This window comes from Pseudoalteromonas sp. SG45-1 (genome assembly GCF_014164135.1).
Classification (GTDB): domain Bacteria; phylum Pseudomonadota; class Gammaproteobacteria; order Enterobacterales; family Alteromonadaceae; genus Pseudoalteromonas; species Pseudoalteromonas distincta.
Map to the genome: position 1 here is coordinate 1 of NZ_JACJEP010000023.1, position 25,313 is coordinate 25,313.

Annotated in this window: 21 protein-coding genes and 3 pseudogenes; 16 read left to right on the top strand and 8 right to left on the bottom strand. The window is 37.8% G+C overall.

Annotation, left to right across the window (positions count from 1 at the left end; genetic code table 11):
* Positions 1-120: 120 nt before the first annotated feature.
* From H5117_RS16280 to H5117_RS16290, 3 genes are all read right to left on the bottom strand, one after another.
* Positions 121-396 carry a hypothetical protein gene (locus H5117_RS16280; protein ID WP_182738660.1) on the bottom strand — a complete coding sequence of 92 codons (276 nt, stop codon included), beginning with the start codon at positions 394-396 and terminating at the stop codon, positions 121-123.
* A 188-nt stretch (positions 397-584) separates the two neighbouring features.
* The gene (gene csm6 / locus H5117_RS16285) at positions 585-1,514 is read right to left on the bottom strand and encodes a CRISPR-associated ring nuclease Csm6 (protein WP_259395884.1); all 930 of its coding nucleotides are present in this window, start codon (positions 1,512-1,514) and stop codon (positions 585-587) included.
* A 508-nt stretch (positions 1,515-2,022) separates the two neighbouring features.
* Positions 2,023-3,171 carry a N(5)-(carboxyethyl)ornithine synthase gene (locus tag H5117_RS16290; protein ID WP_182738661.1) on the bottom strand — a complete coding sequence of 383 codons (1,149 nt, stop codon included), beginning with the start codon at positions 3,169-3,171 and terminating at the stop codon, positions 2,023-2,025.
* 419 nt (positions 3,172-3,590) lie between these two features.
* Between H5117_RS16290 and H5117_RS16295 the strand changes: the two are divergent.
* Positions 3,591-3,878: pseudogene (locus H5117_RS16295) on the top strand (MFS transporter); the annotation flags it as partial.
* A gap of 47 nt (positions 3,879-3,925) precedes the next feature.
* On the opposite strand, the gene H5117_RS16300 reads toward H5117_RS16295, so the two are convergent.
* Positions 3,926-4,594, bottom strand: coding sequence for a response regulator (locus tag H5117_RS16300; protein WP_101163047.1), 669 nt, complete (start codon positions 4,592-4,594; stop codon positions 3,926-3,928).
* On the bottom strand, positions 4,587-5,891 hold the full coding sequence (locus tag H5117_RS16305; RefSeq protein WP_182738662.1) for a DUF4118 domain-containing protein: 1,305 nt from the start codon (positions 5,889-5,891) through the stop codon (positions 4,587-4,589). Before H5117_RS16305 ends, H5117_RS16300 begins: the two co-directional genes overlap by 8 nt.
* Positions 5,892-6,072: 181 nt before the next feature.
* On the opposite strand from H5117_RS16305, the gene H5117_RS16310 reads away from it, so the two are divergent.
* The 4 genes and pseudogenes from H5117_RS16310 to H5117_RS16325 form a co-directional block, all read left to right on the top strand.
* Positions 6,073-6,732 (top strand): TrkA family potassium uptake protein, encoded by a 660-nt coding sequence (locus H5117_RS16310; RefSeq protein ID WP_024596486.1) that lies wholly within the window; start codon positions 6,073-6,075, stop codon positions 6,730-6,732.
* Positions 6,729-8,096 (top strand): TrkH family potassium uptake protein, encoded by a 1,368-nt coding sequence (locus tag H5117_RS16315; protein ID WP_182738663.1) that lies wholly within the window; start codon positions 6,729-6,731, stop codon positions 8,094-8,096. The genes H5117_RS16310 and H5117_RS16315 overlap by 4 nt, the downstream gene beginning before the upstream one ends.
* A 282-nt stretch (positions 8,097-8,378) precedes the next feature.
* Positions 8,379-9,395 (top strand): annotated as a pseudogene (gene xylA / locus H5117_RS16320) (xylose isomerase); the annotation flags it as partial.
* Positions 9,396-9,431: 36 nt separating this feature from the next.
* Positions 9,432-9,584: pseudogene (locus tag H5117_RS16325) on the top strand (transaldolase family protein); the annotation flags it as partial.
* A gap of 27 nt (positions 9,585-9,611) precedes the next feature.
* Here the strand turns inward: H5117_RS16325 and H5117_RS16330 are convergent.
* Positions 9,612-10,499 (bottom strand): LysR family transcriptional regulator, encoded by an 888-nt coding sequence (locus H5117_RS16330; protein ID WP_002962592.1) that lies wholly within the window; start codon positions 10,497-10,499, stop codon positions 9,612-9,614.
* Positions 10,500-10,663: 164 nt separating this feature from the next.
* On the opposite strand from H5117_RS16330, the gene H5117_RS16335 reads away from it, so the two are divergent.
* Together H5117_RS16335 and H5117_RS16340 are read left to right on the top strand one after the other, a co-directional pair.
* Positions 10,664-10,996 carry a DoxX family protein gene (locus H5117_RS16335; RefSeq protein WP_259404473.1) on the top strand — a complete coding sequence of 111 codons (333 nt, stop codon included), beginning with the start codon at positions 10,664-10,666 and terminating at the stop codon, positions 10,994-10,996.
* Between the two features lie 278 nt (positions 10,997-11,274).
* Positions 11,275-12,228: an MBL fold metallo-hydrolase gene (locus H5117_RS16340; protein ID WP_182738665.1), complete on the top strand. Its 954-nt coding sequence runs from the start codon at positions 11,275-11,277 to the stop codon at positions 12,226-12,228.
* Between the two features lie 184 nt (positions 12,229-12,412).
* Here H5117_RS16340 and H5117_RS16345 read toward each other — a convergent pair whose 3' ends face one another.
* The gene (locus H5117_RS16345; RefSeq protein ID WP_253947683.1) at positions 12,413-12,718 is read right to left on the bottom strand and encodes a carbohydrate binding domain-containing protein; all 306 of its coding nucleotides are present in this window, start codon (positions 12,716-12,718) and stop codon (positions 12,413-12,415) included.
* A gap of 216 nt (positions 12,719-12,934) precedes the next feature.
* On the opposite strand from H5117_RS16345, the gene H5117_RS20720 reads away from it, so the two are divergent.
* The 3 genes from H5117_RS20720 to H5117_RS16360 all read left to right on the top strand — a co-directional run bounded on the left by H5117_RS20720 (position 12,935) and on the right by H5117_RS16360 (position 15,927).
* A complete protein-coding gene (locus tag H5117_RS20720) occupies positions 12,935-13,303 on the top strand; it encodes an NrtR DNA-binding winged helix domain-containing protein (RefSeq protein WP_310735799.1) in 369 nt (122 codons plus the stop codon).
* Between the two features lie 271 nt (positions 13,304-13,574).
* Positions 13,575-15,065 (top strand): SulP family inorganic anion transporter, encoded by a 1,491-nt coding sequence (locus H5117_RS16355; RefSeq protein WP_182738666.1) that lies wholly within the window; start codon positions 13,575-13,577, stop codon positions 15,063-15,065.
* Positions 15,066-15,075: 10 nt separating this feature from the next.
* On the top strand, positions 15,076-15,927 hold the full coding sequence (locus tag H5117_RS16360) for a universal stress protein (RefSeq protein ID WP_182738667.1): 852 nt from the start codon (positions 15,076-15,078) through the stop codon (positions 15,925-15,927).
* 44 nt (positions 15,928-15,971) lie between these two features.
* Here the strand turns inward: H5117_RS16360 and H5117_RS16365 are convergent, their stop codons facing one another.
* On the bottom strand, positions 15,972-16,205 hold the full coding sequence (locus tag H5117_RS16365) for a hypothetical protein (RefSeq protein ID WP_182738685.1): 234 nt from the start codon (positions 16,203-16,205) through the stop codon (positions 15,972-15,974).
* A gap of 394 nt (positions 16,206-16,599) precedes the next feature.
* Between H5117_RS16365 and nirB the strand changes: the two genes are divergently transcribed.
* The 6 genes from nirB to H5117_RS16395 all read left to right on the top strand — a co-directional run bounded on the left by nirB (position 16,600) and on the right by H5117_RS16395 (position 25,175).
* The gene (nirB, locus tag H5117_RS16370) at positions 16,600-19,173 is read left to right on the top strand and encodes a nitrite reductase large subunit NirB (RefSeq protein ID WP_182738668.1); all 2,574 of its coding nucleotides are present in this window, start codon (positions 16,600-16,602) and stop codon (positions 19,171-19,173) included.
* Entirely contained in the window at positions 19,160-19,513 is a 354-nt protein-coding gene (nirD, locus tag H5117_RS16375; RefSeq protein WP_182693842.1) for a nitrite reductase small subunit NirD, read from the top strand. The genes nirB and nirD overlap by 14 nt, the downstream gene beginning before the upstream one ends.
* A 9-nt stretch (positions 19,514-19,522) precedes the next feature.
* Positions 19,523-20,386: a uroporphyrinogen-III C-methyltransferase gene (cobA, locus tag H5117_RS16380; protein WP_182695777.1), complete on the top strand. Its 864-nt coding sequence runs from the start codon at positions 19,523-19,525 to the stop codon at positions 20,384-20,386.
* 274 nt (positions 20,387-20,660) lie between these two features.
* Positions 20,661-21,923 (top strand): nitrate- and nitrite sensing domain-containing protein, encoded by a 1,263-nt coding sequence (locus H5117_RS16385; protein WP_182738669.1) that lies wholly within the window; start codon positions 20,661-20,663, stop codon positions 21,921-21,923.
* Between the two features lie 275 nt (positions 21,924-22,198).
* Positions 22,199-23,392 (top strand): ATP-binding protein, encoded by a 1,194-nt coding sequence (locus tag H5117_RS16390; RefSeq protein WP_182738670.1) that lies wholly within the window; start codon positions 22,199-22,201, stop codon positions 23,390-23,392.
* A 58-nt stretch (positions 23,393-23,450) separates the two neighbouring features.
* A complete protein-coding gene (locus H5117_RS16395; RefSeq protein WP_182738671.1) occupies positions 23,451-25,175 on the top strand; it encodes a GGDEF domain-containing response regulator in 1,725 nt (574 codons plus the stop codon).
* The last annotated feature ends 138 nt before the right edge of the window (positions 25,176-25,313 follow it).

Here is a 25,313-nt window from a genome sequence, read left to right on the forward strand (position 1 = left end):
TTCTAATTTTATTGCTGCAGAATACGATGCGCGTTTTAATTTCGTCATTTTTTCACCCAAATTTGTATGCTTATCAGCATAACATTTCTTTCTTAATGGGTGGCCAAAATCACTGTACCACTACACCAGTACTTTAGTCCCTTCAATATCTAATATTTCATCATCTTTGGTAAAAAAGCGCTTTTTTACATCGTCAGAAGTTTTAAGTTTTTCATTAAACTCTTGCTCAGTACAAAAAAGACCTTTTCGGCCCTGTACTTCAACAGGAAATGCTTTGAACAACTCTGCCAGAGTAGGCTGATTTTGCTTCACAAATTCTTTTATCACGGCTAAAACCAAACGCCCCTTACCTAGAATCTGTCCGTTAAAATTATATTTTGTAAAATCTCTAGGCAATTTGACCACCTCTCATCATCTATTCCTTAGTTCTTACCTAAACCTATGGTGAAACAAAAACTTTCAACTCAATGTCATTATCATGCGCCGTAGCTAGCCAACCATTTAATAATTGAAAAGCTTGTAAAGTTTCGCCATTTGCCTCTGAACCTAACTTTAATTGCTGCTCAAAATGTTTGGCAGAAAAGCTATTGGCGGCAACTATCCAAATTTCCTTTTTTACTGCTGTTGAGCGTCTTCTCATTGCAACAAAGCATGAGATATTCTTTGCTGTAACGCAAAGACTCTTCAAAATCACGACCCACAACTAGCTTTTTATGTTCACTTTGGCTGTATTGGTTTAACCATAAATAAAAGGCGGTTTCTTTTGCGGTAAGTTTAATTTCGATACCTGCAAAGGTGAGCGTTTTTGCTTTTGCGTTTACTTCAAGGGTTAAATCTTTTTTATGAGCTGAGTTTAAGCTTGCTACTGTTTGGCTAAACGATGCACTTTGCATATTTGCAATGAGGGTTTCGTCGATAGATTGGCGCATTCGTACAAAGGGTATTTCGGCAAGGGTTACATTTGCATTAATACAGTTTACTTGCGTGCCATTTTTACCATCAATAATGTGGTCGTAAGGTGTTGGGTAGTAAAAGTCTCTAACAAATTCAAATTCGTTATTCACAAATACATGACTGAGCGAATCTTGCTCACGGCCCAATAATGACATGGCATAGCCTAAATAAAACGCCATTGTTTTACGCCCACCCGCAATCGATGCATGAATACTAATATCGTTTTTATTGGTAAGTTCAAACACTTTACGAGTAATAAAGTCGGCCATGTAGGTTTGTTCTATTTCAGATTTAGCATCATTAATAGGTTGGCCTTTGTCATCTTCTATTAGCCATATGTTTTCATCGGGAAGTTTAATGTTGGGAAGTTTATAATCTGCTATTAGTTTAGCTAAATGACCTTGCTCAAATAATCCATTAGTAAGCATTGGCTTTGTGCTTTTTGTAGTAATAACAAAAATCTCTTCGGGAATAGGCTTACCCTGCTGATAAAGTGCAAAAAGAGTTTCGGTTAATACTTGTGGGCTGGCACCAGTAACTATTAGTAGTACATTCTTCATCAACGATCCTTTTGTATGAGATAATTATATCTTACCTTAAAGGTGTCTGTAGTGAAACTAGAAGTAACTATGTAGTTTAGTTAACTCACTAATTGCGTTGAATAGTTTTTATGAAGTGAGGTAATAAAGGCTTCAGTCATTTGATATAAATACGGTGTTTATTAGATGTTTTATACAATCGGGCTGTAATTCAGAACTACGACTTTAAAGCCTAGTTAGCCTCAATAAGTTGGGAAAATCTATAAATATCTCTAACAAGTAACTAGATAAATTATATTTACAGTGTGTGAGCTACACTCCAAAAGTCTGTAGTTTTAATCCACCCAGTCGTTGGAATATTTGGTAAACTTATAAATTATATGCAATTATTCAGAAAAACTTTTAGAGTCTAAGCCCTTTCGTTTTTATATCAGTCAACAAACACTTCGCCTTAAAATTACTAGCATTAAGACGAAGTGCCCCCCCCCCTAATTAATCTTACGTAAAATTAGATTAGAGATAGATATAATCATTGTGTTATTACGTTATAAGGGTAAATATTTTCGCGGTTTTGGAATGCCAAAATAGCCGTATTTTTAATTATTCCTTGCTCAATGTTTATTGCACGGCGAATGGTTTCATCTTTTTGCCACTGCAAAGCACCTTTAAGTATCGTTTGTAAATATACAATGAGCGCCGCAGAAATTGAACGCGTCGCGCTTTCCCATAAATAACTCGGTGTATGATCAACGCCATAATAATCCGTGTTGTTATATCGAAATAAAGGGTTTTTAAACGTTGTCGGCTTTGCAAAAAAGAATCCCATCCCCTCATCACAGCTAACATCAATAATTAAGCTGTTTGGTTTTAAACAGCCTGCTTCTGATTCAATGACAAAGTCAACCGGATGAGCTGTCTCTTGATAAGTCCCGTTCACGATAATATCGGCTTCGCTAATAAGATCGCCAAGTGGTCGATTAGTCCCATCATGCTCAACAACCATCATGCGCGCCTCTCCTTCAACACCTTCTCGTACCTTAACATAGTGACAATCTAATATTTCTTCACGCACTTCGTGATCAGGGCGCTGAATACAAATTGTAATATCTCTAAAGCCATGCGCTTTAAGAGCGTCAATAGCGCCTCTACTCACTGCACCAAAACTAAATATAATCGTTTTACGTTGATCGCCATAATGGCCATCAATACCCTTAAGTTGCAAGGCATGTATTACAGCGCAATACCCTGCCATTTCATTGTTTTTATAAAAAGTATGGCGCCCTACATTTCCTTGTGGTGACCACACATACATGTCTTCAAAAGCGATTAAGGTAAGTTTACGTTCTATCGCCGCTTGTGTTATTTCATGCTGTTGAACGCAGTGGGCATAGCCCCAAATAGTGCCTCCTTCGCGCATTTCTTCTAAGTCAGCAAGTACAGGCTTTGCAATAATAGCAGTGCCAATATGGGTAAGTATTTCGCTGCGAGATGCAATGCCACCCGTTAACGTTGCAATATATTCATCGCTAACATTAAAAGCGGTGCCATAGCCTTGTTCAAACACCATTTGTTTTCTAAGATTTTCGGGAATTCGTAATAAATGCTCTGGGTGAATAGGATACCGTCTTTCATCTGTCTTGCGGGATGTTCCGATAACGCCGATAGTTAATTCACTCATGCTAAGTCCTGTTTATAAAGTAAGTACGCTTGAGTTCATCAACGCATCATCATACTTCGCCAATAAACTTAGGCGGTGTTTTTTCTGTACGTTTTTGGCTCGGATGAACCAACTTTATTTTACAAAGGTGTAATTTTGACAATAAATAATGAAGAGCAGTGAGTTAACTTGCATTGAGTTGCAAGCTGAAGACTATTACCTTTTGAGTAAAAGTGCTGACTGAGTATATCAGAAATAAGTATTACTAACTTGGGTATCTCACACTGAAATAAAAAGAGCACTACTCTGTAGAGCAGGTTTAATTCGCTTTGTATTGGGTTAGCTGAATGTTCAGCTTTTATATCAACTTCGGCTATGTCCATGAGCGGTTATTACTAATTTTTTGTATGTAATCAAGATTTGGCTGCTTTGGTTTTCCTGTAAAGGCCAACTTATATGTATTCTTTTTTAACCTTTAATGGAGTCCCGTAATGTGGGTAATGCTCGGCGAGATATTTCCAAATAGCATGAGAGGATTAGGCTTAGGGGTTGCAGGGCTTGCTCAATGGCTGGCTAATTTTTTAGTCACTATTACCTTTCCCATATTGCTAGCCGCTGGAGGGCTTGTACTCGCATATTCGCTCTATGCATTTTTTGCATTAATATCGGTGCTTTTTGTTATTTATTTAGTAACAGAAACCAAAGGAACGAAACTAGAAAACGTGTAACTTTATCGTCCTAAATAGCTAAATTTAGGACGATAATTTTTTAGTGCCTACCCAACTAATCTATAACCTACCGCTGGCTCAGTTAAGATATGAATAGGGCTTGCAGGGTTTACCTCAAGCTTTTGTCTTAGTTGCGCTACATGTACACGAATATACTCAGGTCTATTAATGTATTGCTCCCCCCATACCTGACTTAAAATAGCATTATGAGTAAGCACTTTATCTTTATTTTGAAATAACATAAGCAAAATTTTATATTCTTTATTAGTGAGCTTTACATCGCTGCTGTTAAGCGTAACTGTGTGCTTATGCGGATCTATAATGATGTTACCGCATTGTAGTGCCAAACTGGGCTGTGTATTTACTCTTAGTAGCACACGCATTCTTGCCAGAAGTTCGTTTGCACTAAAAGGTTTGGTTATATAATCGTTTGCCCCATTATCAAGGGCTGTAACCTTTTCCACCTCGCCATCGCGAGCCGAAAGCACTAATATTGGTATTTGGCTCCATTGTCGTACTTCAAGTAACCAAGCCTGTCCATCCATATCAAGCAAACCCAAATCAAGTAACACTAAGTCAAAGCTTTGCTCACTCATTAATGAAAAACCATCAAGCCCTTTCGCACTAATTGATACGTTATAGCCACTGGCACCTAGTAATGTTTTTAAAAAACTTTGCAATGCAGGTGAGTCTTCTAGCACCAATACATTAATCATTCTTTGCACTCCAGCTAAGTATTGCTGTCGCTACTTGGGTCAGCTCATCAATAGCTAATACAAATTCGCCTTGATGAAACTGAGCAACTACATCGCAAATTACGCTACCAAGCCCAACTCCTTCATCCGAACTGCTTGGATGAGTAACTATGAGATTGCTTACGGCTATTTTATAGTGTGTTATATTAGCAATTCGCTCAGTATTAAAGTCCACTGTCGCCGCTCCATCACCGTAACGTGCCGCGTTTTCGAATATATTCGCAAGCGCGATTTCTAAAAGTGTTATATCACCTATACAACAAGTGGCTTTATCAAAGACTAACGCTAAGTTAAAACCACTTAATTGCTGCTGCCTGCGTGCTTTAGCCTCAGTAATAAGTGTATGTACGTTTATAGCTTGCCATGCTAGCTGCTCTCCTATTTTATTTACCCGGCTAAGCTCCATCACTTTATTAAAATGCTGATTTAAGATTTCACTTTGCTCATAAATATTTTTTGCTTGTTCTGTAATTGATGCCTTACTCAGCTCAATATTTTCGTCAGCTAACATGCTTGATGAGCCCATAATAGTAGCCAAAGGCGTGCGTAGATCATGAGATAAACTACGCAGCAATGCATTTTTAGCACGTTCTAACTCTGCTTGTACTTTCATCGATGCCGACTGGTTTCTAAGATTTGAGTTTTCGTGGACCTGAAACAACAAAGACAGTGCCGTATCTATAAATGCACGGTTTTCAGGACTAAGTTCGGCATCTGCAATAAAGCCGCCCCATTGTGTGTTTTGTTCGATATTAAAGTACTCTCCATTATCCATTGTATTATTGTTCCAACGAAGTGTAATACCTAGATGGTTTTTAATCGAGGTTGTAAATACTTGGCGCTGAGCGTTTATATCATCAAGCCCATTAAGCGCCTTAGCTAACTCATATAAACATCGTGTATTACTGGCATGTAACTGGGTATCACGAACGTTTTTACTTAGCTCGCCCGCCAATTTGCTTATCATCAAGCCAACTATAAGCATGACAGTAAAAGTGACTAAGTATTCAATTTTTTCGATATGAAATGTAAAATACGGCAGTACAAAAAACCAGTCGGTACATGCCACACTAACTAACGTTGTAATCCCCGCTAAGGCGGCATTTTGACGCACCGCAACCCATGCCACCCAAAGTAATTGCAACATCACAATGTCGGTGGTCGTTAGCCACTCTCGAACTGGAAAAATAGCCAGCACAATAAAAATAGGCGCAATTGTTGTTAATAAAAGCGGCTTAAGCCATTTATTAATACCCATTTGTGCACTCCCATAAAATTCTCTTTTTATAGGTTACTGCTTTTTAATACGTTGTGTATAAAGTTTTTATAAAGATTTTTGGCTGTAGTGTTAAATGTTTATAAAGCTTAATTGATATGGGGTGACTCTTTTTTAAAATTCCATAGTCTTTGCTATGTCGTATTTTTTAATAGGAACACACATGGCACAGTTTGCAGTAATTGGATTAGGTAGTTTTGGTGTTACCGCCTCGCTTGAGCTTGCTAATCAGGGGCATCACGTTTGCGCAGCCGATATAAGCGAAAGCACCATTAACACGTTTGCTAATCAGTTAAATTACACTGTCATTTTAGATGCTAGTGATGAAACACAGCTTGCTCGACTCGACTTAACCAGCTGCCAAGCTGTATTAGTTGCAATTGGTGAAAACATAGAAGCGAGTATTTTATGCGTGCTGCATTTAAAAAACCTTGGTGTTAAACAAATATGGGTTAAGGCGTGCTCTAAAAGTCACCATCAAATTTTAAGTAAACTTGGCGTATCCCGTATTATTCACCCCGAGGAAGAAATGGGGATCAGAGTAGCACATGCACTTAACTACCCTATGGTTAACCAGTACTTTGCGCTTACACAATCTACATTTATTGTTGAGCTTGCCATAGATTTACATTTATCAGGGCGCAATATTGGCTGGCTTCTAAAAGAGCGTAACTCAGATATAAAACCGCTCACCTTACGCCGAGATGATAATTTCAATACAGACCTAACACTCGACACCGAGTTACGCCATGGTGATAGCCTTGTATTACTGGGCTCTAAACATTACCTAACAAAACTCACCAAACGGTTTAAAGCTTTATGATTAACTGGCAAGCACACGTACTTCCAAAGCAATTTAATCGCCGTTTAAAAAATTTCAAAAGGCCTGTTAACCCCCCTTTAATTTTAACTGCTGGTTTTTTTGCTCTCATTATTTTAGGCACTTGCTTATTACTATTACCTTTTGCAAGTGTTGAATCGCTTAGCTTTATTCAAGCTTTTTTTACTGCATCCTCTGCGGTTACAGTTACAGGCTTAGTTGTTATTGATACAGGTACTGCGCTAACCACATTTGGGCAATGTGTTGTTATGGTACTTATTCAAATTGGAGGAATCGGCTTTATGACCGTAGCCGTTATTTCATTTTTAAGTATTGGTAAAAACTTAGGATTAAAACAACGTTTACTTGCAAGCCAAGCATTCGATACAAGCGATTTAAATGGAGTGATCCATGTAGCTAGATGTGTAATAACTTACTCGCTAATAATTCAGACTATAGCATTTTGCTTACTTTTTATTAGCTGGGTAGATGACTATGGTATTGCGGGTAGCGCCTATCAAAGTCTATTTTATACTATTTCGGCTTTTAACAATGCCGGGTTTGCACTCGACAGTAATAGCTTAATGGCTTTTAAAAGTGATGTATCTGTTAATCTTATTATCAGTGCATTATTTATAATCGGTGGCTTAGGGTTTACCGTTTTAATAGATATATATCAACAACGTCGCTGGCATAAATTAGCAACTAATACACGTATTGTATTAATTGCAAGTGCTGTAATAAATTGCAGTGCATTTTTGCTTATTTTTTTATTTGAATATTCAAATCCAGCCACACTTGCCAACCTATCTATTAACGAGCAAGTAATTGCTGCTTGGTTTCAAGCAGTTACACCACGTACTGCAGGCTTTAATACTTTACCTATTAGCCAGCTCAGTTCCGACTCGACATTGCTTACATTGTTATTAATGGTAATAGGTGGCGGTTCGGTAAGTACAGCAAGCGGCATTAAAATAGGAACTTTTGTTATTTTACTACTTGCTATGTATAGTTATTTACGCCAAAAACCACAGGTAACCATATTTAACAGAGAGCTAAGCGACAAACTTGTGATAAAAGCATTGAGTGTTGTAATTTTATACTTATTTACGGCTTTTTTAAGCATCATGATTATGAGTAAAATCGAGCAAGCGTCTCTTTTAGATATTACTTTTGAAGTAATTTCGGCATTGAGCACTGTAGGGCTATCTCGTGATTTTACTAGTAATTTAAGTATGCCAAGCCAGCTAATAATAATTTTACTTATGCTGATTGGCAGAGTAGGTCCACTGACATTTGCTTATTGTTTTGCAAAACCTAAATTACAACCTCTTAAATTTGCTAAAACAACCATACAAATAGGGTAACTATTATTAAGGCCACTTAGCCAGCATAATTTATGTAAGGTACTATTGCGGTGCAAGTTAGAAAATTAATGACTCCTAAATATAACTTTATCTATTAGGAGTCTTTTATAGAAAAATAAAAATGAATATAAGCACTCTTTTTCATTGTAGATATGAAAATAAATAAAATAAGCGCCAAACTATTACAATAGTTTTGGCGCTTATTAAAGGGGTAATATTTACCCTTTCATTTGTTCAAGCTCTTTGCCTTTGGTTTCGTGTAAAAACTTAAATACAAATATTTTTCATGATGTTGATATTGCCCCTGAAGGCAAAACACTACAAGAAAGCCTCGATTACGTAACGCACATAGCTAACATTATCTAAAAAGAAATGCAACGCACTGGTGTAAAGCCACTGTGGGGTACTGCTAACTTGTTCTCAAACAAACGTTTTTGTGCCGGTGGTGCAACAAACCCTAATCCTAATACGTATGCATATGCAGCAGCGCAAGTTAAACATGCAATGGAAATTACGCATCGTTTAGGCGGCGAAAACTATGTACTTTGGGGTGGTCGTGAAGGTTACGACACACTACTAAATACAGACCTTGCGCAAGAAAGCGAGCAGTACGCACGCTTTTTGAAAATGGTTGTAGAACACAAGAAAAAAATTGGTTTTAAAGGCACATTATTAATTGAGCCAAAACCACAAGAGCCAACTAAGCACCAGTACGATTACGATACAGCAACGGTTGCAGGCTTTTTACACAAGCACGGCTTACAAGACGAAATTAAAGTAAACATTGAAGCAAACCACGCAACACTTGCAGGTCATAGCTTCCACCACGAAATTGCCGTTGCTTGCGCTAAAGGTATTATGGGTAGTATTGATGCTAACCGTGGTGATATGCAAAACGGATGGGATACAGATCAATTCCCTAACGATGTAGCTGAGTGAACACTTGTCGTTTACGAAATTTTAAAGAATGGCGGTTTTACAACCGGTGGCTTTAACTTTGATACTAAACTTCGTCGTCAATCGTGTGAACGCGATGATTTATTCATCGGTCACATTGGTGGTATGGATACGATGGCAAAAGCATTACTCAATGCAGCAGCAATGATTGAAGGCGGCGAGCTTTCTGACTTTGTAGAAAAACGTTACGCAGGTTGGAAAGAAGACCTAGGCCAAAGCATTTTAAAAGGTGAACAATCACTTGAGAGCCTTGCTGCGTTAGTACACGAAAACGACATCTATCCTAAGCAAGTTTCTGGCCGACAAGAGCTGCTTGAGAATATTGTTAACCGCTACGTATAAGGACATCGCCTCGGTTTTAAAGCCGAGGCGTACATCATTATGAACTTGTTAGAACAACTCAAAAAAGTAACCACGGTCGTTGCCGACAGTGGCGATGTAGAGTCAATCAAAGCCCTACAACCGGTTGATGCAACAACCAATCCTTCGTTAATTTTACAAGCTGCAAAATTACCTCAATATAAACACTTAAATACGTTTTTCACATATATGTAATTGTTATATCTGATAGTTTTTAAATTGCTCCCACACGGCCTCTCCTACAGGTCCCAACACTTCTCCCCTTTTCTTAATAATGTAATATTTTAGAGGCGTTATATTTTGCACATCACTAAGTGACAGCATTTTCAGAGTATTATTTGCAATACCTTCATCAGCTAAATAACCTGGTAATTTGCCCCAACCCATTGCACTTTCGATAAGCATTTTTTTAGTTGGAAAGTCATTTACATACCATCGTCGCTGACCTTGCTGTACACCCCACTCTATGTTTTTTGAACCAGTGCCTGAGTCCTGCACAATTATTTGGTATTCGTTCAACAAATCAGTGGCTTGCCTTAGGTTTGGATTTCGCTTTAACAACAAAGGGGAAGCTACATTGATTAATGAGCCGCTATTTAACAAATGCTTTTCAATTTTCTCTTCTTGTGCAGAAAATTCCATTGTTGGTGTTATACACAGATCGGCACCGCCATCAAGTAAGGCTTCAATTGCACCTGTTATGTACTCTTGCCTGATTATTATTTGAGTTTCAGGGAACTGATTTTGCATATTTTTTAGTAATGGTAAAATACCTTTTAAATTAAATGATGCTTCAATTGCAATCGTTATACTTACCTCGTTCCCCTGTGCTATGTGGTGTGCAACTTGTTTAAGTTGTGCTGCATCATCTAGCAATTTCATAGCCTTATGAAACATAGTTTTTCCTGCACTGGTAAGCTCTAACCGATAACCATTACGACTAAATAAGGCAAAGTTAAGGGTATTTTCTAGTTGCTTAATACCTTGGCTTATAGCTGGTTGAGTTTTGTGTAAAAGAGCACTTGCTTCACTCAATGATCCAACCTGAGCAACAGTAACAAACATACTAAGCTGTTCTAATTTCATAATTTACGCCAAACATGTAAAGCTAAAGTTTATATCTTATAAAAAAACATTCAATATTAATTAATAAGAACTGTGATTATTCTAACGTCAAAAGCTAAGCATCTGCTTAAATCACTCTTATTAAAGTTGGAAATAACATGAGCACAAAAGTAAAAAGAATTTTTATGTATACATCACTAGGATTAACAACACTTGCCTTTATAGCTGCAGGCTCTGCAAAACTAGCAGGAGTTGAGCAAATGCACTTATCTTTTGCACTCATGGGTTTACCTGCTTGGTTTGGCTATTTTATTGGTGCAAGTGAACTTGCAGGTGCTGTTGCTATTTGGATAAAAAAACTAAGCATTATAGCTGCAAGTGGTTTGTTAGTTATTATAGCTGGTGCAACATTTTTTCATGTAGTTTACGACAGTGTTGCCAATGCAATACCTGCCGTTATTTTATGTGCTTTTTTAATTAATATCATAATTAACCGAGTCAATGATATAAACGCCTAGGATAGTAAGTAACCTAGAGCTATTTTAAATACAATGAATAACGATATATTCGCTTCTATCGTTATTCAAACCCTCATTTACAAAATGACTAATGCTTTCGCATCTCTCATTTAGGATAAAGATAACAAACTCGATCTCTAAACAAACAAAGGCTAAGGTTGTTTTATCCATTAAATTTTAATTTTGAGTTCATACCCTGTATTTAATAATTAAATAAACGGCGTACTAAAGTTTATTACTTGGGCTTTTAATATGCCTAATTAACTAAGGTGTAAAATATGAAAAAAACATTTTTAGGCATTTTCTCGATTACAGTAATAACTTACTTACTGAGCGGCTGCACAACATCAAATAACGGTAATATTACAAAATTGAGTGAAGATAAAATAAGTACTAGATTAAATAAATTACCTTCCTCGATAACCTCTAGTGATTTGTTCAATACCACTGTTATTGAACCCACTCAGCTATTTGATAACCTTTATTTTGTAGGATATGTCAGCGTAGGTACTTTTGTTATCAATACAACTGAGGGCATTATTTTAATCGATACCATGTGGACCCCGCACGATGCCAAACATGTGATTGTTCCTGGACTAAAAGAGTTAGGCTTAAATCCTGAAGATATTAAATACGTGATAGTTACTCACGGCCACAGCGACCATTATGGTGGCGCTCACTACTTTGAATCACATTATGGCGCTAAAATTTTAATGAGAAAAAATGAGTGGGACTACATCCATAATCCAAATGCACCTGTATTAACTGATCCTTTCGGTAATTTCTCTACCGAAATACCATTACCTAGCACTTACACCCAAGTTATCGATGGTGAAAAAATAAGTTTAGGCAAAACTAATTTAACGGTACTTGCTACACCAGGGCATACGCCTGGTGGGTTGTCTTTGATAATACCTGTTACAGATAATGGCATACCTCATACAGTTGCACTTTGGGGAGGTACCGGTTTACCGGATACTAAAGAAGCAAATCAAACTTATTTGCACTCTTTAAATTATTTTCAAAAAATTGCAAACAAAAACGATGTTGATGGAAGTATCTCAAACCACCCGTTTTCACATGATCTAATTAATCAAATTAATACATTAAAAAATCGTAAATCTGATCAACGAAACCCCGTGGTAACCGGTAATAAGGCATTTAATGAGTACATAGACGATGTATTACGAAATAACGTTCAAAAGAAACTTTCGTCATTTGAGTCAAACTAATATAGCTTTTCACGCACCGGCGTTATCGTGCTTATGTATTTATAATGACGGTATATGTCGCTTTAAAGCGATACTCATTACTAATATAAAAGCATAGTGCACTTCTTTTTATGAAACCCCACATTTGATAGTCTGTATAAAAATACAGACTATCAAATGTGGGGTTAATTACTTTTAGTTTGGTTTATTGTTCTACCAAAATGACCGATACGTCGTCTGCATGAAAATCAGCAGTCAGTTCGTTTGACTCCACATAAAGTAAAGCCGCACTTTCCTCGGTTGTTATTGAATGGGTATAAGTGCCCGAAAGCTTTACCCAATCGCCTGCAACTACGTTTGTAACAGTGGTTAGCTCGAGGTATTCAGTGCTCGCATGCTCAATTTGCAGTGTAAGTTTAATTCCTGGCGATACCGCTGTGTTATCGTCAGATAACTTAACCCACGCAGATACATTATAGGTTTTGCCCGCTGTGAGCTTGGGTTGTTTCAAGTGAAATAGTAGCACTGCCTCGTGATTGCCATGAATTAAGACCGGCTTCAAAGTCACCATTAGTTAGCAGCTCTGCGTGTTGTTAAAAGTACGACCGGTGTTGAAAACCTTTATTTAGATCAGTTAGGTGCGTTTGGTAACGTTGACCGCTACCCTGCTAGACGTATTATAACCATTGTTTACTATTCGCTCGTACGCTTTGAAGAAACCAATCTTGTGAGCGGCGACAATGCTTTAGAATGTGAATGGTTTGATGTAAATAACGTTCTCCCTTTAATGTTTGACCACGCCGACATTTTAAAAAGTGGCTTAGATTACTTACGCTATAAAGTAAGGCACGAGCCGATTGGTTTTAGCCTGCTCCCTGAAAAGTTTACCTTGCTTGAGCTACAAGGAATTTACGAGTCGATTTTAAATAAATCACTCGATAAGCCTAACTTTAGACGTAAGTTCCAAAAAATGAACTTACTAATAAACTGCAAAGAAAAACAAACCAACGTAGCTCACCGAGCTGCTACTTTGTACCGTTTTGATATAAACGTATACGAAAAACTAAGAGAGTTTGGTTTTACATTTGAGTTTTAAATAAGCAAATGCATAATTAAATTAATGTTTGGTCTTTAAGGCCAAATAACATATTGCTAATATATATGTGATGTTTATAATTCGTCCGCATTATTAATATAAACTAATCAAAAGGAGCTTTTTTCTTGAAACTTACGCCGCCCTAGGCAACCACTCCCCTTTTTCATCAGCACGTTACGTGCAACCTTAATCGCCGCCTGCGCGAGAATCACTGTTATTTAAATAAAATACTCCCCTATACTTTGGGAAACTAACTAATTAGGTTTATTACATGTTTGATCACGTAAAAAGAGATTGGCTCTCTAATGTTCGTGGCGATGTGCTTGCTGGTATTGTTGTGGCGCTTGCCCTAATACCTGAAGCGATTGCCTTTTCTATTATTGCCGGTGTTGATCCAAAAGTAGGTTTATACGCCTCATTTTGTATTGCGATTATTATTGCCTTTGTAGGCGGACGTCCTGGCATGATATCGGCGGCTACCGGTGCAATGGCACTGTTAATGGTAACGCTGGTTAAAGATCATGGTCTGGAATACTTACTGGTTGCTACCTTACTCACTGGTGTACTACAAATATTTGCAGGCTTTTTAAAGCTCGGTGAATTAATGCGCTTTGTATCGCGCTCTGTTGTAACAGGGTTTGTAAATGCGCTGGCGATTTTAATATTTATGGCGCAGTTACCTGAGCTGACTAATGTTACTTGGCATGTTTATGCGATGACCGCAGCGGGCTTAGGTATTATTTACTTATTTCCGTATATTCCAACTATTGGCAAAATACTTCCCTCTCCTTTAGTGTGTATTGTTGTTATTACACTGGTTTCAATATTTTTGGGTCTTGATATAAGAACCGTTGGCGACATGGGCGAACTACCAGACACTCTACCTATATTCTTATGGCCCGATGTCCCCCTAACACTCGAAACACTGCAAATTGTTTTACCGTATTCAATTGGTCTTGCTGTTGTGGGCTTACTTGAGTCAATGATGACCGCCACTATTGTTGATGACTTAACTGATACAACGAGCGATCGTAATAAAGAATGTAAGGGCCAAGGTATTGCTAATATTGGCGCAGGCTTATTTGGTGGTATGGCGGGTTGCGCTATGATTGGGCAATCAATTATTAATGTTAAATCGGGTGGTCGCGGCAGGCTTTCTACCTTTATTGCAGGCTCATTTTTAATCATCATGGTGGTGTTTTTAGATGAATGGCTGCAGTTAATTCCTATGGCAGCCTTAGTTGCGGTAATGATTATGGTATCGATTGGTACGTTTTCGTGGACATCTGTTAAGGATTTAAAAAAGAACCCGCTTTCATCAAATGTAGTGATGATTTCCACCGTTATTGTGGTTGTTGCCACGCATAACCTAGCCATTGGCGTTTTAGTTGGTGTGTTGTTAGCTACGTTGTTTTTTGCCAATAAAATTGGTCGCTTTATGGTGGTTAAAACCAAGCATGATGAAAGCAACGATAAAATAACCTATGAAGTCGTTGGCCAAGTATTTTTTGCCTCAGCTGAGCAATTTATTGCATCGTTCGATTTTAAAAATGCGGTTTCTAACGTGGTAATTGATTTAACCCATGCACATTTTTGGGATATAACTGGTGTATCGTCACTCGACAAGGTGGTTATTAAATTTAGGCGTGAAGGCGCAACGGTTAGTATTATTGGTATGAATAGCGCAACCGAAACTGTAATTGATAAATTTGGTGTGCATAACAACCCTGAAGAAGTCGAAAAACTACTTGGCGGACATTAAGGAGAATGCAATGACTAAAATAATTACCTATGTAGATGGCTCAGCCATTACTAAAAATGTAACCGATGCTGCTATTTGGGCTTCAAAAAAGCTAAATAAACCAATTAGCTTTGTGCATACAATTGAAAAAACGCAGCAAACTAATATCGGCGACTACTCTGGTAGTATTGGGCTTGGTGCACAGTCAACACTTCTTGATGAAATGACTAAGCTTGACGAACAACGCTGCAAAGTAAGTTTAAAAATGGCTGACGAATTATTAAATTCAGTAAGTGAGAATGCTAAATCGGCAGGTGTTACTAATTTTGAACTAATTAAGCGCCACGGTGATTTGCTCGATACCGTTATAGACTTAAAAGACGATACACGCCTTATTGTTATTGGCCAAAATGGTGCTGGACATAGTAATAGCTTCGCGGTGCTGGGCTCACATATAGAAACCTTAGTGCGCAATGCAACACAACCTATTTTGCTTATTCCTGAAACATTTAAACAGCCTAAATCATTTATGATTGCGTACGACGGCCGCGAAACAGCCGACAAAGTGCTACAACAAGTGATTGATGGCGGCTTGTTACATGGTTTGCATTGTCATTTAGTGAGTATTAAAAATAACGAAAAAGACCTTGAAGAAAAATTTGTTAACGCACAGCACAAGCTTATCAGTATGGACTTTGAAGTGTCGGCAAGCTTTTTAGAGGGCAATATTTTTGACTCGCTAATGCAATACAAAGATCAAAATAATGTAGAGTTAATTGTAATGGGTGCGTTTGGTCACTCTAAACTAAGGCAGTTTTTTGTAGGTAGTAACACCATTAAAATGCTCGAAAACAGCGATGTGCCTGTGGTTATTTTAAAGTAAGTAGCTATTTTAAATAAGTTTAAACCAGTCTCAAAAGCCTAAAATCACTTAACTGATTTTAGGCTTTTTGTTTTTGGCTTAGCTTCAAACTTTTCAAATAAAAACTGAATAAACGACGTAACCTTTTGAGCCACAAACTTTCTATGCTGCTCTGGCATAAATGAGCGCACGCCACGTTTGCTAAATGTTGCCATTATTTTTCGTTTACCGAGTTTGTCTTGTATTGCCAACTCGCCTTCGTGAAAAGGGGAATCATCTATTGAATTTGTGTTTATCATTTTGCTTGTAATTCGTGTGCGTATTTTATGGGCTAAATTTAACTCAATACACAATGAATGATAATGGGTGTTTTATTGACTGATAATGCACAATACAATGACAATACTTGCACCCTCTTAGTGCCAGGCGCGCACCAACATATGTCAAAACGGGTTTTTCATTCACTCTAAAAAAACATTAAATACTATTTAAACAACAACTTAAAAAACTGGCTATGTTTTTGCAAACACTCTATTAACAAGCCAGTTTTATTTACGGCAAAAATTTAGGTTGTGAGCACAATAGCTATTAGCAACCATCGGCAAAGAAGCCCGCACACAGTTATGCATATTGCGTATTTGTGGCGGGCTTTTTTGTTATTTGTATCTAAACCGTCACTTTAAGGAATGCCCTATGCAAACCTCGCAAAAAATACTCATTATTGGTAATGGTATGGTCGGACACCACTTTGTTGAGCAAATGCGCCAAAGCGATGCCAACGCAGACATTACTGTACTTTGCGGAGAAGCAAATCTTGCATACGATCGCGTGTACTTATCAAGTGTATTTGATGGCAAAACAGCCGCCGATTTAGCACTTACCACTCACGACAACTACAAACAACTTAATATTAATGTGCATACCAGCCAGTGGGTTGAAGGCATTGATAGAACAGCAAAAATAGTAACCACGCTAACTGGTGAGCAATACCCGTACGATAAGCTTATATTGGCAACAGGTTCATTTCCATTTGTGCCGCCTATAAAAGGTAACGACCAACCCCATTGTTTGGTGTATCGCACATTAGAAGATTTAGAACAAATAAAAGCCAGTGCAGCTGTAAGTAAAAGTGGTGTAGTTATTGGCGGTGGTTTGTTAGGGCTTGAAGCCGCAAATGCGATTAAGCAACTAGGACTTGATACCCACGTAGTTGAATTTGCACCGCAGCTTATGGCTGTTCAGCTTGATGGACAAGGCGGTACGCTTCTAAAAAATAAAATAGAAGAACTTGGCGTAACGGTACACACATCAAAGGCAACCAGTGAAATAGTAAAAGGCGAAACCAGTCGCTTTAGATTAAATTTTTCGGATGAGTCATTTTTAGAAACAGACCTAATTTTGTTTTCTGCTGGTATTCGCCCGTATGACCTACTCGGCAAAATTGCTGATTTAGAACTCGGTGAGCGCGGCGGTATTATTATTAATAACCAATGCCAAACATCTGATCCTGATATTTTAGCCATTGGGGAATGCGCCCTGTGGGACAAAAAACTATTTGGCTTAGTCGCACCGGGTTACAACATGGCGCGCGTTGCAGCGAGCCAATTAAGTGGTGGCGAGCTTGAGTTTTTAGGTGCCGATATGAGCACTAAACTTAAGTTGTTAGGCGTAGAAGTAGGCTCAATTGGCGACGCTCATGCAAAAACGCCTGACTGTAAAGAACTTATATACCAAGACGCTATTCGCGGCTGTTATAAAAAAATCATACTAAGTGAAAAAGGCGATAAATTACTGGGTGCTGTACTAGTTGGCGATACCAGCGACTACGATACTTTATTGCAGTACATGCTTAACGACATGGACTTACCAGAAAACCCTGAGTGTTTAATTTTACCAGACAGCGGCGGCGCGCCGTCGTTATCTGGCAGTGCCCTACCCGACACCGCCACTATTTGTTCGTGTCACAATGTTAGTAAAGGCGACATCGTGGGTGCAATCGATGGCGGCTCATGCGATTTAGCCTCGGTAAAATCATGCACTAAAGCAGCAAGCGGCTGTGGTGGTTGTGCTGCGTTACTAAAATCAGTTGTTGATAACGAATTAGCAAGTCGTGGTGTTGAAGTTATCAACCATGTATGTGAGCACTTTGCGTATTCACGCCAAGAACTATTGCACATGGTAAAAGTAGAAAGCATTAAAACGTTTGATGACTTACTAACTAAACACGGCAGCGGTCATGGCTGTGAAATATGTAAACCTGCCATTGGCTCTATTTTAGCCTCAACATGGAACGACTTTATTTTAGAGCCCGCTCATGTTGGTTTGCAAGACACTAACGATACGTACCTAGCAAATATGCAAAAAGATGGTTCGTACTCTGTGGTACCGCGTATTGCTGGCGGCGAAATAACACCCGACAAACTCATTGTAATTGGACAAGTAGCCAAAGACTTTAACTTGTACTGCAAAGTCACTGGTGGTCAGCGTATCGATTTATTTGGTGCGCGTTTAGAAGAGCTTCCTGTTATTTGGGAGCGACTTATAGAAGCCGGATTTGAGACCGGTCATGCCTATGGTAAGTCTCTTAGAACTGTTAAATCGTGTGTGGGTAGTACGTGGTGTCGTTATGGTGTGCAAGATAGCGTTGGACACGCAATAGAAATTGAAAACCGCTACAAAGGGTTACGCGCACCGCATAAATTTAAAATGGCGGTATCGGGTTGTACCCGCGAATGCGCCGAAGCACAAAGTAAAGATATTGGCATTATAGCCACCGAAAATGGCTGGAACTTATACGTGTGTGGTAATGGCGGTATGCGCCCTCGCCATGCTGATTTATTTGCGACCGATTTAGACACGCCAACACTAATTAAATACATTGACCGCGTAATTATGTTTTACATTAAAACGGCTGACAAATTGCAGCGTACGTCGGTATGGATGGAAAACCTTGAAGGCGGTTTAGACTACCTTAAAAGCGTAGTAATTGACGACAGCTTAGGCATTTGCGACGAACTAGAAGCGCAAATGGAGTTAATTACACAAACCTATGCGTGTGAATGGAAAAAAGCGATTGAAAGCCCAGATGCTGCCAAACGATTCCGCCAGTTTGTTAATAGCCCCGAAACCGACGACAACATTTTGTTTGTGCAAGAGCGTAACCAAATTCGCCCTGCTACAGAAGCCGAAAAACGTGAGCAACGCAATACACAAAACCGTATTCCAGTAATGGAAGTTGAACAGGAGCAAGCTGATGTCTTGGCATAATATTGGAACAATCGACAACCTAGTGGCTAATAGCGGCGTATGCGCATTAGTTAATAATCAGCAAGTGGCTATTTTTTACATTCCACAAAATCCAACGGCTGTGTTTGCCATTAGCAACTACGACCCGATTGGCAAAGCCAATGTATTGTCGCGTGGCATTATTGGCTCAGTCGACAATAAATTAGTTGTCGCATCGCCTTTATATAAGCAACACTTTTGCCTAGAAACAGGCGAATGTTTAGAAGCAGAAGCAATACACCTACCGGTTTTTAATGCAAAAATTGAAGACGGCAGTGTATTTATAAGCGCTGAACCAAAAGTTACAACAGCTGTGGCTTAGGGGAATATTATGAGTGTACTGTCTTATTTTTCGGGTATTGAAAACGTGTGGCTAAATAAGCTTGTTACTAAGCTAACAAGCTCAAATAGTCGCAGCGTCAAAAGCGGCAACGTTTATATAATTGGTGCGGGCCCAGGAGACGCAGAGCTAATTACAGTAAAAGCGCAGCGTTTAATTAATACCGCCGATGTTGTTTTATACGATTGGTTAGTAAGCGATGATTTATTAAAAACGCTTCCTAAAAAAGCACAGCGAGTATTTGTAGGTAAACGTGCGGGTAAACATTCGATGACCCAAGCTAACATTTGCGAACTACTGGTTAAATACGCACAACAAGGCTTAAACGTAGTGCGTTTAAAAGGCGGCGATCCGAGTATATTTGCACGTATTAACGAAGAAGCCGATGCGCTTAGTGAGCATAATATTAATTTTGCTATTGTTCCGGGTGTGACAACGGCTTGTGCTACGTCCGCTTATACGGGTATTCCGCTCACTGCACGCGATGTAGCACGCAGTGTTACATTTTTAACAGCGCAGTTTGCCGATCCTAACAAGCAACCTCATTGGCAAAATTACGCGTTTATGCCTGCAAACAACAACCCCACTTTAGTGGTTTATATGGGGCTTTCGCGCTTACAAACGCTAAGCTGCGGTTTGCAATCAGTGGGCTGGCCAAGTAATACACCCATCGCACTAATAGAGAATGCCACTACTACTAAGCAAAAAGTAATTACCAGTACGCTTGAGAAAATAGTAAATGAGCATGCTAAACACAACCTTCAAGGCCCTACCCTAATTATGATTGGTGAAGTAATAAATCATAAAATGGCTATTAGTCCTGAGTTACTAAACAGTGTAAATGTTAACGCATGACGTAAAATGAATAATGCACTTTTCGCGCTTACTACCTCCCCAGGAGTAGGCGCTTTTTTTGTTTTTAATTTGGGTTCAAGTTGTGTGCAATAACATACTTAAATGCACCAAATAAGTTAAAAGTAATGGCAAGTTAAATTATAGAAACACAGTGACAAATAAAAATAATACTTTAAGCAATTGTATTAGCTTGATTTTAAATTCAATGATGAAATTTATTAATGATTGGAACAGTGGTTGCACTTTAAAAACAAAAAAGTGTGGAATAATACCAATGGCGACAAGCAACCCTCTCACAAAACAGTTTTTATTAGCGGCTAAGTATCAAGAAATACACGCGCTAAAACAATTACAAAACAGTTGTGCCTCGCTTACTAAGTTAGGCGATTTTGTACATCAGTTACAAAAAGAACGTGCAATGAGTAATATCTTTTTGGCCTCAAATCGCGAGCGATTTAAAACCCAATTACAAGAACAAATCCCTTTAAGCAGCAGCGCACAAACTGCATTTTATGATTCTCTTAAACAAACATTTATAAACGACAACGCCGATACTGGTCATACTCGGTTATTTAATTTAATTACCTATAGCCTGCAAACACTTGACGCATTGCCCGAACTACGCAATCAAATAGCACAACAAAACATTAGTGCAGTGCATGCTACGCAGTCGTTCACGCAGTTAATTGCTAGTTTACTCAATATTATTTTAGAGGCAGCAGATGGCGCAAGCGATCCTAAAATAACGCGTTTGTTAGTCGCATTTTTCAATTTTATGCAAGGTAAAGAGTACGCAGGACAAGAGCGCGCCTGTGGTGCACAAGCATTTGCAGCGAGTAAATTTACCACTGAGCAAAAACAACAACTCGCGCATTTCGTACAAGAGCAAAACCACAGCTTTGACTTTTTTAATGAGTACGCCGATGCGCACCTTTTAAAATGCTTTGCCACACTAACAACACATCAGGTTAATAATCAGGTAGAGCAACTTAGAAGTTTACTGCAAAAACTCGATGACGAGAATGCTCAACCGCTCTCGCAACTAAGCGAAGTATGGTACGAAGTAACCACTACGCGCATAGATATAATGCACAAAATTGAACAAAATATAGCAGATCAATTAATTGATACCGCAGCAATGCAAATAGCCTGTGCTCAACGTAGTTTAAATACAAATAAGCAAGTACTTAACAATATGGCAGAGCAACACATAGCCCCTACTTTTGGCCAATTAGCCATTAAGCAACCAGAGCCAGAAGTAAACCAAAATATAGCGGCCGATAAGCTCAACAGTAATAAAACTATGTATGATTTAATTATCGAGCAAAGCCAGCATATAAAACAAATAAACCAAGCGTTACTTGACGCTAAAAAAGTTATTAGTGAGCAAAAGGTAATTCACCAAGCCAAGTACATACTTATTGAGCAGTTAAAGCTCACCGAAGAGCAAGCCCATAAACAGCTACAAAAACAAGCAATGGATACGCATAAAACCTTATTTAGCGTAGCGCAAACAATTGTACAAATGAGCGATTAAATATGCTGTTTTTACTTGGGCATGTTGATCTTTAGTAATACCACTACCCTAAATAATAGTTATTTATTAAGTTACAAATTTCACACCCAGATTGAGTTTTGCCTTATTTTAAAATTGATTCATAACCTGCTGACTATAATAAGGTAAAACCCTAATTTGAAGTCTATTTATAATGCAAATTATTCAACGCATTCAAAATAATCAACTACAATAAGTTAATAATTTGTTGCATCTCATTTTAATGAGGCATATTTAATACTGTTGTAGGAGTTTGAATGCCCAATGTAGAGAGTTATATAGAAGGTGTATCATTAATAGATGAGCAGCAATTAACAACTTCTCTTGATAATGACATTCAAACAAACATAAAAAACATTGCTGAGCTAATTTTAAACATTTTTGATGCGAGCTCATTTTCTATTGTTGCTAATCAGCCTTCAGGTGTCGTTGAGCTATATAAATCAGGTTCAGAAATAGCAGTAGCTAAAGAGCAACTAGCTGATGATATTTTTAATGAATCGATTATTGAGCATGACCTTAAAATATTTAGAGTTATATCGCCTATTATATTGCCCTCAAACCTTAAGTTTGGATGGTTGATATTCGAGCGAGCAAGTGATTCACTACTTACAGAAAAAGAAAAATCAATTTTAAATAGTTTACAAAAAAACTTTGTAAATCAGTTAGTCCAACGTAAAAACTTATTAGATAAAATAAACAGTGCTAAGTATAATTCAACAATTTGCGAGCAAAACAAGAAAGACGAAACTGAAAAAGATCGCTTAATTAAAAAATTACAAAAAATGAGCGATGAACTTGATGAATTTACCAGTATTGCTTCACACGATCTCAAGTCACCATTAAATGCTATAAAACGTTTATTAGAATGGGTTTATGATGATTGCAAAGATTTACTCCCTCAAGAGCACCTAGAAAATTTTCAGCTTGTGTTCAGCAGAGCTAATAGAATGCAAGTACTCCTAGAAGATTTACTAAGCTACTCGAGAATAAATAGCTGTGATTCAACTCGTGCAAACATATCTTTAGAAAGTCTTTACCAAGATATAGAAAAAATTTTAGAAGTTCCACAAGCTGTCACTGTTGATATACACGCCAATAACGAAGTACTCGATATACCACTGATCCCTTTTAAAACTGTTTTTCAAAATCTTATTAGTAATGCAATAAAACATAACAATAAAGAGCACTCGGTTATCGACATTTCACTTATCCCCTCTAATCAATATTACATTATTGAAATAAAAGATAATGGTCCAGGAATTAACCCTAAATATTTTTCACTCATATTTAAGTTATTTCAGACATTGCAATCTCGAGATGATGTTGAAGGGAGCGGCATCGGACTCTGTATTGCCAATAAGCTCATTATTAATTATGGGGGCAAAATTGAAGTAGCCTCCGATGGGGAACTCGGCAGTACATTCACTATTTTTTGGCCCAAAGTTTAACTATGAAATTATCAATTATAAACGAGCATCATGTAGATGCTGCTCTTAGAAGGAACTTATGAATATTTTAATTGTTGATGATGACTTAGTTGATCGCAAATTAATTAAAAAAATGCTTATTTCTGATGGCTCTCATCATCATGACATTACCGAAGTAACGTGCGTACCCGAGGGCTTGAAAGCCATTGAAGACACGCACTTTGATATTATACTACTCGATTATAATATGCCTAAAGAAGATGGCATTGAAATGCTAATTGAAATGCGTGCAAAGCCTAAACTCGGTAACACCGCAATTATCATGATTAGCTCCTCAGAGAACTCAGCTTTGGCTATTGAGTGTATAGAAGCAGGCGCTCAAGACTTTTTACCAAAAGGTGATATAACGAGGGATAGTTTAAATAAAGCACTTATATATGCCAAAAAACGCTTCGAGGCAGAACAACGTATGCACAACAGTTATCTTGCTGTAAAGCATATGGCAGAACGGGATCAGCTTACTGGTTTGTCTAATCGATATCATTTTGAAGAAATACTAAAAGTAATGATAGCTAACAATAAACGTGCTAAAAACTGCGTGGCGTTACTTGCTTTAGATTTAGATAACTTTAAAAATATTAATGATACGCTTGGCCATAGTGTCGGCGACGAAATTTTAATACAAACAGTAGAAAGAATTCATAGTTGCCTGAGACAAAATGAAGGATTTGCACGCTTAGGAGGCGATGAATTTGCAGTTATAATAGGTGGAATTTGCAATATTAATCAAATAGGTATGATAGCAAATAGAATTTTAGCAGAAGTTTCTAAACCCTTTTTGCATGAAGGCAGAACTTTAAATTGCAGTGTTAGCATTGGAAGTGCCATATACCCAAATGATGCTACTGAATCTCATGAACTGCTAAAATGTGCTGACATTGCAATGTATCGCTCAAAGCAAAGTGGTAAAAGTAGAATTAGCTTTTACAAAGAGCAATATCAGTACGAATTTAGTCGCCGAGTAGATATTCAAAATAGTATAAAAGAGCATATAGAGGAAAAAAACTTTAGGCTATTTTATCAACCTGTTTATTGTTCAAAAACACAAATAATGACAGGTGTCGAAGCCCTTATCCGTTGGCCAGGTACAACCATTCATTATACTCCTGATGAATTTATTCCTATTGCTGAAGAGTGCCGATTAATAGCCCCTCTTGGAAAATGGATAATTGCGAGCGCTTTAGAGCAGTTATCTTTATGGCAGCAAAGCTATGAAACTCCCTTAACACTATCTATCAATATTTCACCTATTCAGCTACAAAAAGAGATTTTAGAGAGCTATTTATTAGAGACAGTCAAAACATACAACTTAAAAACCAACAGTATTATTCTTGAAATAACAGAAACAGCTTTTATGGAAAATAGTAAAGAAGTGATTGAGATATTAACTTCTTTGTCTAACAAGGGATTTAGGATTGCTTTGGACGATTTTGGTATGGGGTACTCATCCATATCTCATCTAATATCTTACCCTATTGATATAGTAAAATTAGACAAAAGCATGCAGTCGTTGGATGGAGAAAATAATAAGCGATTAAAAATAATCGAGAGTTTATCTTTAATGCTAAAAAAATTAGATTTTTTTGTGGTAGCTGAAGGAATCGAAACGAAAGCCCAACATCAGCTATGTAAAAAACTAAACATAGACTACTTGCAAGGTTTTCTATTTTCAAAACCTATGCCTGCAAACGAGATTAGCTTGATACTCGATGACTATTGTAAAAAATCATCCTTAAATAAATAGGTTATTTTGAGCCTCTGTAAAATTGAAGCTTAAATCAGACACCTATATAACTTTAAGCTAAAAACCTTTGGTTTGAGCCACATACTCAAACTAAAGGCTCTTCAATTGGCACAGCCTAATAGGTTAAAACTTAAAATA